This is a genomic window from Stenotrophomonas maltophilia, assembly GCF_023518235.1.
Classification (GTDB): Bacteria; Pseudomonadota; Gammaproteobacteria; order Xanthomonadales; family Xanthomonadaceae; genus Stenotrophomonas.
In genome coordinates this window covers 3,537,421-3,549,577 of sequence record NZ_CP090423.1, presented here as the reverse complement: position 1 = coordinate 3,549,577, position 12,157 = coordinate 3,537,421, and the positions used below count along the sequence as shown (strand labels likewise).

Genomic DNA, 12,157 nt, shown 5'->3' with positions numbered 1-12,157 from the left:
GACGGCCCCGCATCGCGGGGCCGTTTGTTTTGGGTGCCCGGGACGCCCGCAAAAAAACAGGGCCGGACAGTCCCCCGACTGCCGGCCCTCTGCTCCCCCACCGTGCGCCTGTACCGGCCCCTGTTCCAATTCCGGTCACGGGCGCCTGCGGCGCCAGCCACGGTGGGTGCTATTGGGTTATCCGCAAAAAACCTGCCAACTTTAGTGTTGATTTCGTCGCCGGCCCGATGGCGCCGACGACGCCACCCCGATTGGCGCTAAAATCGCCACCCCGGCGCCGCCCCCGGTCGCGCCCGCCCCCAGCTGAACAGCCTCCATGAACCCGTCCTTCCATCGTTACGACGTCATCGTCATCGGCGGTGGCCACGCCGGCACCGAAGCCGCGCTGGCCGCAGCCCGCACCGGCGTGCGCACCCTGCTGCTGACCCACAACATCGAAACGGTGGGCGCGATGAGCTGCAACCCGGCCATCGGCGGCATCGGCAAGGGCCATCTGGTGAAGGAGATCGATGCCCTGGGCGGGGCCATGGCCCACGCCGCCGACCGTGCCGGCATCCAGTGGCGCACCCTGAACGCCTCCAAGGGCCCGGCCGTGCGCGCCACCCGCTGCCAGGCCGACCGCAACCTGTATCGCATGGCGATCCGCGCCATCGTGGAAGGCCAGGCCAACCTGACCGTGTTCCAGGCCGCCGTGGATGACCTGGTCATCGAAGGCGACGCCGTGCGCGGGGTCATCACCCAGACCGGCCTGCGCTTCGACGCCGAGGCGGTGGTGCTGACCGCCGGTACCTTCCTGGCCGGCAAGATCCACGTCGGCCCCACCCAGTACGCTGCCGGCCGTATGGGCGATCCGCCGGCCACCACGCTGGCCGCGCGCCTGCGCGAGCGCCCGTTCCAGGTCGACCGCCTGAAGACCGGCACGCCGCCGCGCATCGATGGCCGCTCGCTGGATTACAGCGTGATGGACGAGCAGCCCGGCGACACGCCGCGGCCGGTGATGTCCTTCCTCGGTTCGGTGGACGAGCATCCGCAGCAGGTCAGCTGCTGGATCACCCACACCACCGAACAGACCCACCAGATCATCCGCGACGCGCTGCACCGCTCGCCGCTGTACAGCGGCCAGATCGAAGGCATCGGTCCTCGCTACTGCCCGTCCATCGAAGACAAGGTGGTGCGCTTCGCCGAGAAGGCCAGCCACCAGATCTTCGTCGAACCCGAAGGCCTGGGCATCGTCGAGATCTACCCCAACGGCATCTCCACCTCGCTTCCGTTCGACGTGCAGCTGGAGATGGTGCGCAGCATCGTCGGTTTCCAGAACGCGCACATCACCCGCCCCGGCTATGCGATCGAGTACGACTTCTTCGACCCGCGCGGACTGAAGGCCTCGCTGGAGACCAAACTGGTCAACGGCCTGTTCTTCGCCGGCCAGATCAACGGCACCACCGGTTATGAGGAAGCCGCCGCGCAGGGCCTGCTGGCCGGCCTCAACGCCGCACGCCAGGTGCGCGGGCTGGATGGCTGGTGCCCGCGTCGCGACGAGGCGTACCTGGGCGTGCTGGTGGATGACCTGATCACCCACGGCACCAACGAGCCGTACCGCATGTTCACCAGCCGCGCCGAGTACCGCCTGCAGCTGCGCGAGGACAATGCCGACCAGCGACTGACCCCGACCGGCCGCGAAATGGGCCTGGTCGACGACCGCCGCTGGAGCGCGTTCGAAACCAAGCAGGCCGCCGTCGCCGCCGAGCGTGCGCGGCTGGGCGCGCTGTGGGCGACCCCGGCCAATGCGCTGGGCCGTGAAGTGCAGGAAACGCTGGGCGTGGCGGTCAGCCGCGAAACCAACGTGCTGGACCTGATCAAGCGTCCCGAGCTGGACTACGCGCAGCTGATGCAGGTGCCGTCGCTGGGCCCGGCGGTGGCCGACGGCAAGGTGGCCGAACAGGTGGAGATCGGCGTGAAGTACGCCGGCTACCTGGACCGCCAGCGCGAAGAGATCGAGCGCCAGCAGCGGCATGAAGCCACGCCGATTGCCGAGGCGTTCGACTATGCGACGGTGCGCGGGTTGTCGGCCGAAGCGCTGCAGAAGCTGGAGCGCGTGCGCCCGCAGACCATCGGCCAGGCACAGCGCATTCCGGGCATGACCCCGGCGGCGATCTCGCTGCTGCTGGTGCACCTGGAACGCGCGCGACGCGGGCGCGTGGCGTAAGCGGTCGAACCTGCTTCTGGTGGGTGCCGACCTTGGTCGGCACATGACTCTGCTCCGGTGGGTGTCGACCTTGGTCGACACAAATCATCCGATCGCGATGCTGCATGGCATGTGTGCCGACCAAGGTCGGCACCTACCAGAACCTCCCGCCCCGGTAGATCCACGCCATGCGTGGATCAAGGCCTCCGTGCCGACCAAGACCGGCACCCACCGGAGCGGAAGACGCACCCACATTGGCGAACGCGCTACCGTGCGTCGGCGCCGCCGCCCAGTACCTTGAACAACGTCACCCGGTTGCCCGCCTCCTGCTGCTGCAACGCGATCAGGTCCTGCTGCGCGGCATACAGGTTGCGCTGTGCGTCCAGCGACTGCAGGTAGCCGTCCAGCCCGGTGCGGTAACGCGCATCGGCCAGCGTGTAGCTGCGCTGGCTGGCAGCCACCAGCGCGCGTTGCGCGTCCATCTGCGCGGTCAGGTGATCGCGCGTGGCCAGCGCATCGGCCACTTCACTGAACGCCTGTTGGATCGCCTTCTGGTACTGCGCGATGCCGATGTCCCTGCCGATCTTCGAGGCATCCAGCGAGGCCTTCAGTGCGCCGGCATGGAAGATCGGCGCGGTGATGCTGGGCGCGAACGACCAGCCACGGGTACCAGCCGAGAACAGCGTCGACAGCGCGGCAGAGCTGTGGCCGTAGTTGGCGGTCAGGGCCAGCGTGGGGAAGAACGCCGCGCGTGCGGCACCGATATCGGCATTGGCCGCCTGCAGCGCGTGTTCGGCGGACAACACGTCCGGGCGTTGCAGCAGCACGCTAGAGGGCAGGTTGGCCGGCAACGGCGCCAGTGCCACGCTGCCCTCCAGCGCCTGCGCGGTCGGCAGCAGGGCCGGATCCAGCGGCGACCCCACCAACAGCTGCAATGCATCGCGATCCTGAGCCTGCTGCGTCTGCAGCTTGGCGAGCGCGCCGCGCGCGGCTTCCACGCTGGTCTGCACCTGCGACAGGTCCAGTCCCGAGGCCAGCCCCTGCGCATGACGGGCTTCGGTGCGCTGCAGGGTCTGCTGCTGGCTGTCCAGCGTCTGTTGCGTCAATGCCAGCGACTGCCCATCGGCGGCCAGCGCCAGCCATGCCGTGGCCACTTCGGCCACCAGACTGGTGCGCGCCGCACGCTGGTTCTCGGCACTGGCCTGCCAGTTCTGCAGGGCTTCGTTCTTCAGGCTGCGGATGCGCCCGAACAGGTCCAGCTCCCAGTTGCTGATGCCGACCTGCACCGCGTCGGACTCGGTCACCTGGGTGGCCCCGGTCTCACTGTTGGCATCACTGACCCGCGAACGGGTGACGCTGCCGCCGGCATCCACCGATGGCAGCAGCGCTGCGCGCTGGATGCGGTACTGCGCGCGCTCCTTCTCCACCTGCAGCACCGCCACACGCAGGTCGCGGTTGTTCTGCAGCGCCAGCGCAATTACCTGCTGCAGGCGCGGTTCGAGGAACACCTCGCGCCATGCCGGCATCGCCAACGCCGGGTCGGCCTCGCCGGTGGCGGCATTGCCGAACTGCACCGGCACCGGGGGCTCGGGCCGCTGGTAATGCGGGGCCATGCTCATGCAGCCACCGAGCACGGTGGTCATCGTTGCGGCCGCCAGGGCGCGCAGCAGCATCGGCTTCATGGGCTTGCCTCCGCGGCAGTGGCTTCGGCCGGCGCGCGGCCCGGGAACAGGCGGCGCACCAGCAGGTAGAACAACGGCACGAAGAACATGCCCAGCACCATCGAGGCGACCGTACCGCCGGCCACGCCGGTGCCCAGCGAACGACGTGCGGCCGAGCCGGCGCCGCTGGCGAACACCAGCGGCAGCACGCCCATCAGGAACGCCAGCGAAGTCATCACGATCGGCCGCAGCCGCAGGTAGACCGCCTGCAGGATCGCCTCGCGGGTGCTCCTGCCCTGCTGTTCGAGGATGCGCGCGAACTCGACGATCAGGATGCCGTTCTTGGCCGCCAGGCCAATCGTGGTCAGCAGGCCGACCTGGAAGTACACATCGTTGTTGAGGCCGCGCAGGTTCATCATCAGCACCGCGCCGAACACGCCCACCGGCACCGCCAGCATCACCGCGAACGGCACCGCCCAGCTTTCATACAGCGCGGCCAGGCACAGGAACACGAACAGCAGCGAGATGGCGTACAGCATCGGCGCCTGGTTGCCCGACAGCTGTTCCTGGTAGGCCATGTCCGACCAGGCGTGGCTGAAGCCTTCCGGCAATGTGTCGGCCAGGCGCGCGATCTCGGCCATCGCCTCACCGGAGCTGACGCCCGGCGCCGGCTGGCCGGTGATCTCCATCGCCGAGATGCCGTTGTAGCGCTGCAGTGCGGCCGGTGCGCTGGTCCAGTGCGCGCTGACCAGCGATGACAGCGGCACCATCTGCCCGGCCTGGTTGCGCACGCTCCAGCGCTCGATGTCCTGCGGCTGCATGCGCGCTTCGGCGGTGCCCTGGATGAACACCTTCTTGATGCGGCCCTTGTAGATGAAGTTGTTGACGAAGTCGCCGCCCAGCGCGGCATTCAGGGTGTCATTGATGTCCTGCGGGTTCACGCCCATCGCCTGTGCCTTGGCGTCGTCCACCTTCACCGCGTATACCGGCGCGTCTTCCAGGCTGGCATAGCGCACGTTGACCAGCTTCGGATCCCTGGCGGCTTCCTTCAGCAACGTATTGCGCGCAGCCACGGCGGCCGCATGGCCGGCACCGCCTTCGTCCTGCAGCTCCAGGGTGAAGCCGCCGGCATCACCGAGGCCAAGGATGGCCGGCGGCGAGGTGATGAACACCTGCGCATCGGGCACGCCGGCCATCGCCTGCGTCAGCCGTGCCGCGATGGTATCGGCATCGTCCTTGCGGTCATCCCAGTCCTTCAGGCGGATGAAGGCCTGGCCGACGTTCTGGCCGCTGCCGGTCACGCTGAAGCCGGCGGTGGCCTGGATCGACAGCACGCTGTCATCCTTCACCGCCGCTGCGCTGAGGCGGTCCATCACCGCACGGGTCTGTTCGAGCGTGGCGCCGGCCGGCAGCTTCACCAGCGCGTTGAGCATGCCCTGGTCTTCATCAGGCAGGAACGCGCCCGGCAGGTGCCACAGCAGCAGGCCGGTGACCACGCTCAGCACCAGGTAGAACACCACGCCCAGCGTGCGCCGGCCCAGGAAACCATCCACACGCCGGCGCAGGCCGTTCGAGGTGCGCTCGAAGCGGTGGTTGAACCAGATGAAGAACTTGCCCAGCAGGCTCGGTTCGCCGCCGTGGTCGCCGTGCGGATGCCCGCCCTTGGGAATCGGGTGCAGGATGCTGCCGCACAGCGCCGGGGTGATGGTCATCGCCACCAGCACCGACAGGATCATCGCTGCAGCAATGGTCACCGAGAACTGGCGGTAGATCACCCCGGTGACACCGCTGAAGAACGCCATCGGCAGGAACACCGCGGTCAGCACCAGCACGATGCCGACCAGCGCGCCGGTGATCTGGCCCATCGCCTTCAGCGTGGCCGGCTTCGGCGCCAGCCCTTCGAAGGTCATCACCCGTTCCACGTTCTCCACCACCACGATGGCATCGTCCACCAGCAGGCCGATGGCCAGTACCAGCGCGAACATGGTCAGCGTGTTGATCGAATAGCCGAACGCGGCCAGCACGCCGAACGTGCCCAGCAGCACCACCGGCACCGCGATGGTCGGGATCAGGGTGGCGCGCCAGTTCTGCAGGAACAGGTACATCACCAGCACCACCAGGATGATCGCCTCGATCAGGGTGATCACCACTTCCTTCAGCGAAATGGTCACGAACGGAGTGGTGGTGAACGCCACGTGGGCGGTGTAGCCATGCGGCCAGTACTTCTGCAGCTGCTGGAGCCGTGCATCGATGGCCTTGGACACGGCGATGGCGTTGGCACCGGCATTGAGTTCGATGCCCAGCGACGCCGACGGCTTGCCGTTGAAGGTGCTGATGCTGTCGTAGCTCTCCGGACCCAGGCCGATCGTCGCCACATCGCCCAGATGCACCACGCTGCCGTTGGCATCGGCCTTGAGCACCACCTGCGCGAACTGCTCAGGGGTGTGCAAGCGGCTGCGCGCGGTCACCGTGGCGTCGAGCTGCTGGCCCTTCAGCGCCGGCTGGCCGCCGAGTTCACCGGCGGAGACATCGGTGTTCTGCGCCTGCAGCGCGCTCTCGATGTCCGAGGGCATCAAGGCGTACTGGCGCATCTTCTCCGGGTCCAGCCAGATGCGCATGGCGTACTCCTGGCCGATCGGCTGGATGTTACCGACACCACTGACGCGACTGATCTGGTCGTCGATGCGCGCTTCCATGAAGTTGGCAACGTCGAAGTTGTCCATGCTGCCGTCTTCGCTGGTGAACGACAGCACCTCGAAGATCGAACCACTGGACTTGGTGATGGTCAGGCCGTTCTGCTGCACCGCCTGCGGCAGCGTGGCCATGGCGGCCTGCAGCTGGTTCTGCACCTGCACCTGCGCCGTGTCCGGATTGGTGCCGGTGGCGAACACCAGGTTGACCTGCGCCGAGCCGTCGGAGGCACTGGTGGAGGTCATGTACATCAGGTGATCGAGGCTCTGCTGCGACTGCTCGATGACCTGGGTGACCGCGTTTTCCACGGTCTGCGATGAAGCGCCGGTGTAGGTGGCGCGGATGGTGATGGTCGGTGGCGCGATCTGCGGATAGCGGTCCACCGGCAGGATCAGGATCGCAAGCAGGCCGAGCAGGCTGACCGCGATGGCGATCACCCAGGCGAAGATCGGCCGGTCGATGAAGAAACGAACCATGCGTGGCAGACCTCAGTGCGACTTTTCGTCGGTGTTGCCGTTCGGGTCGATCGCCGGCATCGCTGCCAGCTGCGCCGTCGTGGCCGCCACCGCCTTGACCTGCTGGCCCAGCGATACCGCACTGCCGTTGCTGACGATCACCCGTTCGCCGGCCTTGAGGCCGTCGGTGATCTGCCACAGGTTGCCGACTACCTGGCCGGTGCTGACCCGGCGCTCGACCACGTGGTCCCTGGCATCGAGCAGGCGCAGCAGCGGCTCGCCGCGCTCGTTGCGCAGCACCGCTTTCTGCGGTACCAGCAGCGCGCGCGCGTCGGTGGCCATCGGCAGCACCGCCTTCAGGTACATGCCCGGCAGAAGCAGGCCCTCCGGGTTCGGAATGACCGCGCGCAGCACGACGTTGCCGGTGCCCGGATCGACCGCGCTGCCGACGAACTCCAGGGTGCCTTCATGCGCATAGGTGCTGCCGTCCTCCAGCAGCACCTTCACCTGCGCCTTGCCATCGATGGCCTTCACCAGGCCGGCGTCGAGCTGCTTGCGCAGCGCCAGCATCTGCGTACTGGACTGGGTGACATCCAGGTACACCGGGTCCAGCCGCTGGATGGTGGCCAGCGCGGCGTCCTGGCCGGCGGCGACCAGCGCACCAGCGGTCACGCTGGAGGTGCCGATGCGACCGTCGATGGGGGCGGTCACGCGGGTGTAGTCGAGGTTGATGCGCGCGGCCTGCACTGCCGCGCGCGCTGCAATCACGTTGGCTTGTGCCTGCTTCAATGCCGAGGTGGCATCGTCGGCATCCTGCTTGCTGGCTGCATCCATGCCCAGCAGCGCGCGGGTGCGCTCGGCCTTCGGCTGCGCCGACAGCACGGTGGCCTCGGCCTGCGCCAGCTGGCCACGGGCGGTATCGAACGCCGCCTGGTAGGGCGCCGGATCGACCTGGTACAGCAGCTGCCCCGCCTTGACCTGCTGGCCTTCGGTGAACAGCCGCTGGCGGATCAGACCACCGATCTGCGGGCGCACCTCGGAGATCTCGAACGGCACCGCCCGGCCCGGCAGCGTCTGCTGCAACGCCAGCGGTTGCGCACTGGCCGTGATGACGCCGACCTCGGGCGTGGCCGGGGCGTCGGTCCTGCCTGCCGAGCAGGCCGCCAGGGCCAGCAGCAGGGGCAACAGCAGTGGACGGGACGTACGTAAAAGCGAGCGCAGGAGTGGCATGGGGGGCGTGGGGGCCTTGCGTTGACCCCGGCACGCTGCCGTGAAACTGTGCAGAGAATATGGAGATTGTGCGACCGGCTCAGCTGGCGCTTGCTTTCAGCGCTGCATGCGCCGCTAATGGCCCGGCAATGGCGAAGATTCGACTCACATTCGGCCTGACCGCGAAGACCTTCCTCGCGATCTTCACCGCCTGCCTGCTGGTGCTGGCAGTGAACGGCATTGCCAGCCGCGTGGCCTTCCAGACCGGCTTCCTGGATTACCTCAACGACCAGGGCGACCTGCGCATGCAGCGCCTGATGCCGCACCTGCAGCGCGAGTTCCGCGAGCACAGCGGCTGGGAGCACCTGCGCGGCAATGCCGATCGCTGGGCACGCATGTTGCGGCCGGATCTGGCCCATGGCCACGAAGGCCCCGTGCCCCCGCTGTCCGACCAGACCGGCGTGCCCTCGCGGCTGGGCCTGTTCGATGCGCAGCACCGCTGGGTGGCCGGCAACCCGGACGCCACCAGCGATGACGAACCGCATGCGGTGCAGGTGGACGGGCAGACCGTGGGCTGGCTGGGCATGGTGCCGTTCCAGACCGTCATCGCCACCAACGATCTGAATTTCTACAACACCCAGGTGCGCGCCTGGTGGGTGATCGGCATTTCACTGCTGCTGGTGACCGTGCTGCTGGCCTGGCTGGTCTCGCGCGCGCTGCGGCAGCGCCTGGCCAAACTGGCTGCGGCCACGCACCGTCTGGCCGCCGGCGATTACGCCACCCGCATCGAGCGCACCAGCGATGATGAACTGGATGCGCTGGTGAACGACTTCAACCGGATGGCGCAGGCGCTGGACGATACCGAACGCAACCGCCGCGCCTTCATCGCCGATATCTCGCACGAGCTGCGCACACCGCTGGCGGTGGTGCGCGCCGAGCTGGAGGCGATCGAAGATGGCATCCGCCCGCTGGACCGCACCAACCTCGGCGCCCTGCAGGGTGAGATCCGCCAGCTGGGCAAGCTGGTCGACGATCTGCACGACCTGTCGATGACCCAGTCCGGCGGCCTGGCCTACCGCTTCGCGCCGCTGGACCTGGGCGCACTGCTGCGCAGCGAGCTCAATGGCATGCGTGTGCGCTTCGCCCATGCAGGTCTGGCACTGGAAGAAGACCTGCCCGCCACGCCGTTGCAGGTGTCCGGTGACGAACGGCGCCTGCAGCAGGTACTGGCCAACCTGCTGGAAAATGCGCTGCGCTACACCCACACCGGTGGCCACGTACACGTGCAGGCTGCGCGCGTGCCGGCCGGCGTGCAGCTGATCGTGGAAGACACCGCGCCGGGCGTGCCGGCCGACAAGTGCGCACTGCTGTTCGAGCGCTTCTACCGGGTGGAAAGCTCGCGCAACCGCGCCAGCGGCGGCAGTGGGCTGGGCCTGGCGATCAGCCACAACATCATCCTCGCCCACCACGGCCACATCCACGCCGAACCGTCGCCACTGGGTGGCCTGCGCGTGGTCATCATCCTGCCGGAGCCTGCATGAGCACGTCCCCCGCCGACGCCGCGAAGATCCTGATTGTCGAGGACGAGCCGCGCCTGGCCTCGGTGCTGCGCGACTACCTGGCCGCCGCCGGTATGGCCAGCCACTGGGTGGACGACGGCGGCCAGGTGATCGAGGCGTTTGCGCGCTACCAGCCGGACCTGGTGCTGATGGACCTGATGCTGCCGCAGCGCGATGGCGTGGACCTGTGCCGCGAACTGCGCGCCAGCAGCGATGTACCGGTGATCATGGTGACCGCGCGGGTGGAGGAGATCGATCGCCTGCTGGGCCTGGAGATCGGCGCCGACGACTACATCTGCAAGCCGTTCAGCCCGCGCGAGGTGGTGGCGCGGGTGGTGGCGGTGCTGCGCCGCTACCGTCCCGATCCGGCCACGCGTGCCAGGGCCGGCCTGTGCATCGATGAGCCGGCCGCGCGCGCCACCTGGAACGGCAAGGGGCTGGACCTGACCCCGGTGGAGTACCGCCTGCTGCGCACCCTGCTGGCCACGCCGGGCCGGATATGGGCGCGCGATGAACTGCTCGACCGCTTGTACCTGGACCATCGGGTGGTAGTCGACCGCACCGTCGACAGCCACGTGCGCAACCTGCGCCGCAAGCTGGCCGACGCCGGCATGGACGAAGATCCGATCCGTTCGGTGTATGGAATGGGGTACAGCTACGAGCCGTGATCGCGTTCGCCGGGCACGGCCCGGCGCCCCCCCCCGCCAGGCCTCGCCGGCGAATGTCGCCCCCCTGCGCCGGTAACGCCGGGCCATGCCCGGCGGGCGCAGCGATGCACACCTGCGTTACAGTCGAGCACGCTCGACTATCAACACGACTGCATGGACGACATCCACCCGATCGCGCCGGACAAGCGCGCCGCCATCCTTTCCACCCTGGCCGAGATCGAACGACGCCACGACGTGCGCGTGCTGCTGGCCTGCGAATCGGGCAGCCGTGGCTGGGGCTTTTCCTCACCGGACAGCGACTACGACGCGCGTTTCATCTACGTGCACCGCCAGCCGTGGTATCTCAGCGTCAACGAGAGCACCGGTCCCGGCGAAGCGCAGCGCGATGTGATCGAACTGCCGATCGACGATGAGCTCGACGTCAGCGGCTGGGACCTGCGCAAGGCACTGCGGCTGGTCTCAAAATCCAATCCGACACTGATCGAATGGCTGCGTTCGCCGATCATCTACCAGCAGGATCACACCGCGGTGTCGCAGTTGTGGAAGGCTGCTGAGTCGTTCTATTCACCCCTTGGCACGTGGTGGCACTACTTCAACATGGCGCGCTCGAACCATCGCGGTTACCTGCGTGGTGACACGGTGCGTACGAAGAAGTACCTGTACGTGCTGCGCCCGCTGCTGGCCTGCCAGTGGATCGAACACGAACGGACACCCCCGCCGATGGCCTTCGAGGATCTGCTGGACCGGCTGCTGCCGCACGGCCCGGTGCGTGAAGCCATCGATGGCCTGCTGGCGGTTAAACGCGCCAGTGCCGAGGTCAGTGCCGGACCACGCATCGCGGCGATCAGCGATTTCATCGATCGTGAACTGGCTGCCCGTGCCGAGCAGGCCCCCCACCTGCCTGCTGGCCAGGGCGACAGCGCTTGGCTGGACGGGCTGTTCCGGCAGATGCTGGCCGAGCATGCGCCGACCTGAGCGGCCGCACCTGCTTCTGGTAATGCCGGCCGCTGGCCGGCAATCGCGGAAATCCAGTCGGGCTCATGGGGTTGCCGGCCAGCGGCCGGCACTACCGATGCTTCTGCCGCGTATCATCGTCGCGAACGACCTGATTTCCGGAGACACCGATGAACCCGCTGCGCCCCTTCCGCGACAAGATGCCCATCCTCGGCGAGCGCGTGTACATCGATCCGGCCTGCACGGTCATCGGTGACGTGGAACTGGCCGAAGACGTGTCGGTGTGGCCGGGCACGGTCATCCGCGGTGACGTCAACTACGTGCGCATCGGCGCGCGCACCAACGTGCAGGACGGCACCATCATCCATGTCAGCCACCACAGCCCGTACAACAAGGCCGGCTACCCGACCCTGATCGGCGAAGGCGTGACCGTCGGCCATGGTTGCATCATCCACGCCTGCACCATCGGTGATTACAGCCTGATCGGCATGGGCGCCTGCATCCTCGACGGTGCCCGGGTGGAACGCCATGCGTTCGTGGGTGCCGGTGCGGTGGTCGGCCCGGGCAAGGTGGTCGGCGAAGGCGAGCTGTGGGTCGGCAACCCGGCACGTCCGGCACGCACGCTCAGCGACAAGGAGATCGAATCGCTGCACTACTCGGCCGACCACTACGTGCGGCTGAAGGACCAGTACCTGGCCTGAGCGGGCAACAGCGCCACGCGGCTCTGCTAAAGTCTGGGCCCGACCAGGACCTGTCGAGACGCCCATGCCCGTGG

Annotated in this window: 8 protein-coding genes; 5 read left to right on the top strand and 3 right to left on the bottom strand. The window is 67.9% G+C overall.

Going from position 1 to position 12,157, the window contains the following annotated elements; all coding sequences use genetic code 11:
- The first annotated feature begins 316 nt into the window (after window positions 1-316).
- Window positions 317-2,206 (top strand): tRNA uridine-5-carboxymethylaminomethyl(34) synthesis enzyme MnmG, encoded by a 1,890-nt coding sequence (mnmG, locus tag LZ605_RS16565; RefSeq protein ID WP_249842548.1) that lies wholly within the window; start codon window positions 317-319, stop codon window positions 2,204-2,206.
- Window positions 2,207-2,451: 245 nt separating this feature from the next.
- Here mnmG and smeC read toward each other — a convergent pair whose 3' ends face one another.
- From smeC to smeA, 3 genes are read right to left on the bottom strand one after another with little or no spacing between them, the layout of a single operon-like run.
- The gene (gene smeC, locus LZ605_RS16560) at window positions 2,452-3,867 is read right to left on the bottom strand and encodes a multidrug efflux transporter outer membrane subunit SmeC (RefSeq protein WP_249842547.1); all 1,416 of its coding nucleotides are present in this window, start codon (window positions 3,865-3,867) and stop codon (window positions 2,452-2,454) included.
- A complete protein-coding gene (smeB, locus tag LZ605_RS16555) occupies window positions 3,864-7,013 on the bottom strand; it encodes a multidrug efflux RND transporter permease subunit SmeB (protein ID WP_249842546.1) in 3,150 nt (1,049 codons plus the stop codon). The genes smeC and smeB overlap by 4 nt, the downstream gene beginning before the upstream one ends.
- A 12-nt stretch (window positions 7,014-7,025) precedes the next feature.
- The gene (smeA, locus tag LZ605_RS16550) at window positions 7,026-8,222 is read right to left on the bottom strand and encodes a multidrug efflux RND transporter periplasmic adaptor subunit SmeA (protein ID WP_249842545.1); all 1,197 of its coding nucleotides are present in this window, start codon (window positions 8,220-8,222) and stop codon (window positions 7,026-7,028) included.
- 128 nt (window positions 8,223-8,350) lie between these two features.
- Here smeA and baeS point away from each other — a divergent pair, with 128 nt between their 5' ends.
- From baeS to LZ605_RS16530, 4 genes are all read left to right on the top strand, one after another.
- On the top strand, window positions 8,351-9,742 hold the full coding sequence (gene baeS, locus LZ605_RS16545; protein WP_249842544.1) for a sensor histidine kinase efflux regulator BaeS: 1,392 nt from the start codon (window positions 8,351-8,353) through the stop codon (window positions 9,740-9,742).
- Window positions 9,739-10,428 (top strand): response regulator, encoded by a 690-nt coding sequence (locus LZ605_RS16540; protein ID WP_249842543.1) that lies wholly within the window; start codon window positions 9,739-9,741, stop codon window positions 10,426-10,428. The genes baeS and LZ605_RS16540 overlap by 4 nt, the downstream gene beginning before the upstream one ends.
- Before the next feature lie 153 nt (window positions 10,429-10,581).
- Entirely contained in the window at window positions 10,582-11,403 is an 822-nt protein-coding gene (locus tag LZ605_RS16535) for a nucleotidyltransferase domain-containing protein (RefSeq protein ID WP_249842542.1), read from the top strand.
- Between the two features lie 149 nt (window positions 11,404-11,552).
- Window positions 11,553-12,083 (top strand): gamma carbonic anhydrase family protein, encoded by a 531-nt coding sequence (locus tag LZ605_RS16530; protein ID WP_249842541.1) that lies wholly within the window; start codon window positions 11,553-11,555, stop codon window positions 12,081-12,083.
- The last annotated feature ends 74 nt before the right edge of the window (window positions 12,084-12,157 follow it).

What these genes read in the sequence shown, in the direction of transcription:
- smeC (WP_249842547.1), bottom strand. Translation starts at nt 3,867, where the DNA reads ATGAAGCCGATGCTGCTGCGCGCCCTGGCGGCCGCAACGATGACCACC.
- smeA (WP_249842545.1), bottom strand. Translation starts at nt 8,222, where the DNA reads ATGCCACTCCTGCGCTCGCTTTTACGTACGTCCCGTCCACTGCTGTTG.
- LZ605_RS16530 (WP_249842541.1), top strand. Translation starts at nt 11,553, where the DNA reads ATGAACCCGCTGCGCCCCTTCCGCGACAAGATGCCCATCCTCGGCGAG.
- LZ605_RS16540 (WP_249842543.1), top strand. Translation starts at nt 9,739, where the DNA reads ATGAGCACGTCCCCCGCCGACGCCGCGAAGATCCTGATTGTCGAGGAC.
- LZ605_RS16535 (WP_249842542.1), top strand. Translation starts at nt 10,582, where the DNA reads ATGGACGACATCCACCCGATCGCGCCGGACAAGCGCGCCGCCATCCTT.
- baeS (WP_249842544.1), top strand. Translation starts at nt 8,351, where the DNA reads ATGGCGAAGATTCGACTCACATTCGGCCTGACCGCGAAGACCTTCCTC.
- mnmG (WP_249842548.1), top strand. Translation starts at nt 317, where the DNA reads ATGAACCCGTCCTTCCATCGTTACGACGTCATCGTCATCGGCGGTGGC.
- smeB (WP_249842546.1), bottom strand. Translation starts at nt 7,013, where the DNA reads ATGGTTCGTTTCTTCATCGACCGGCCGATCTTCGCCTGGGTGATCGCC.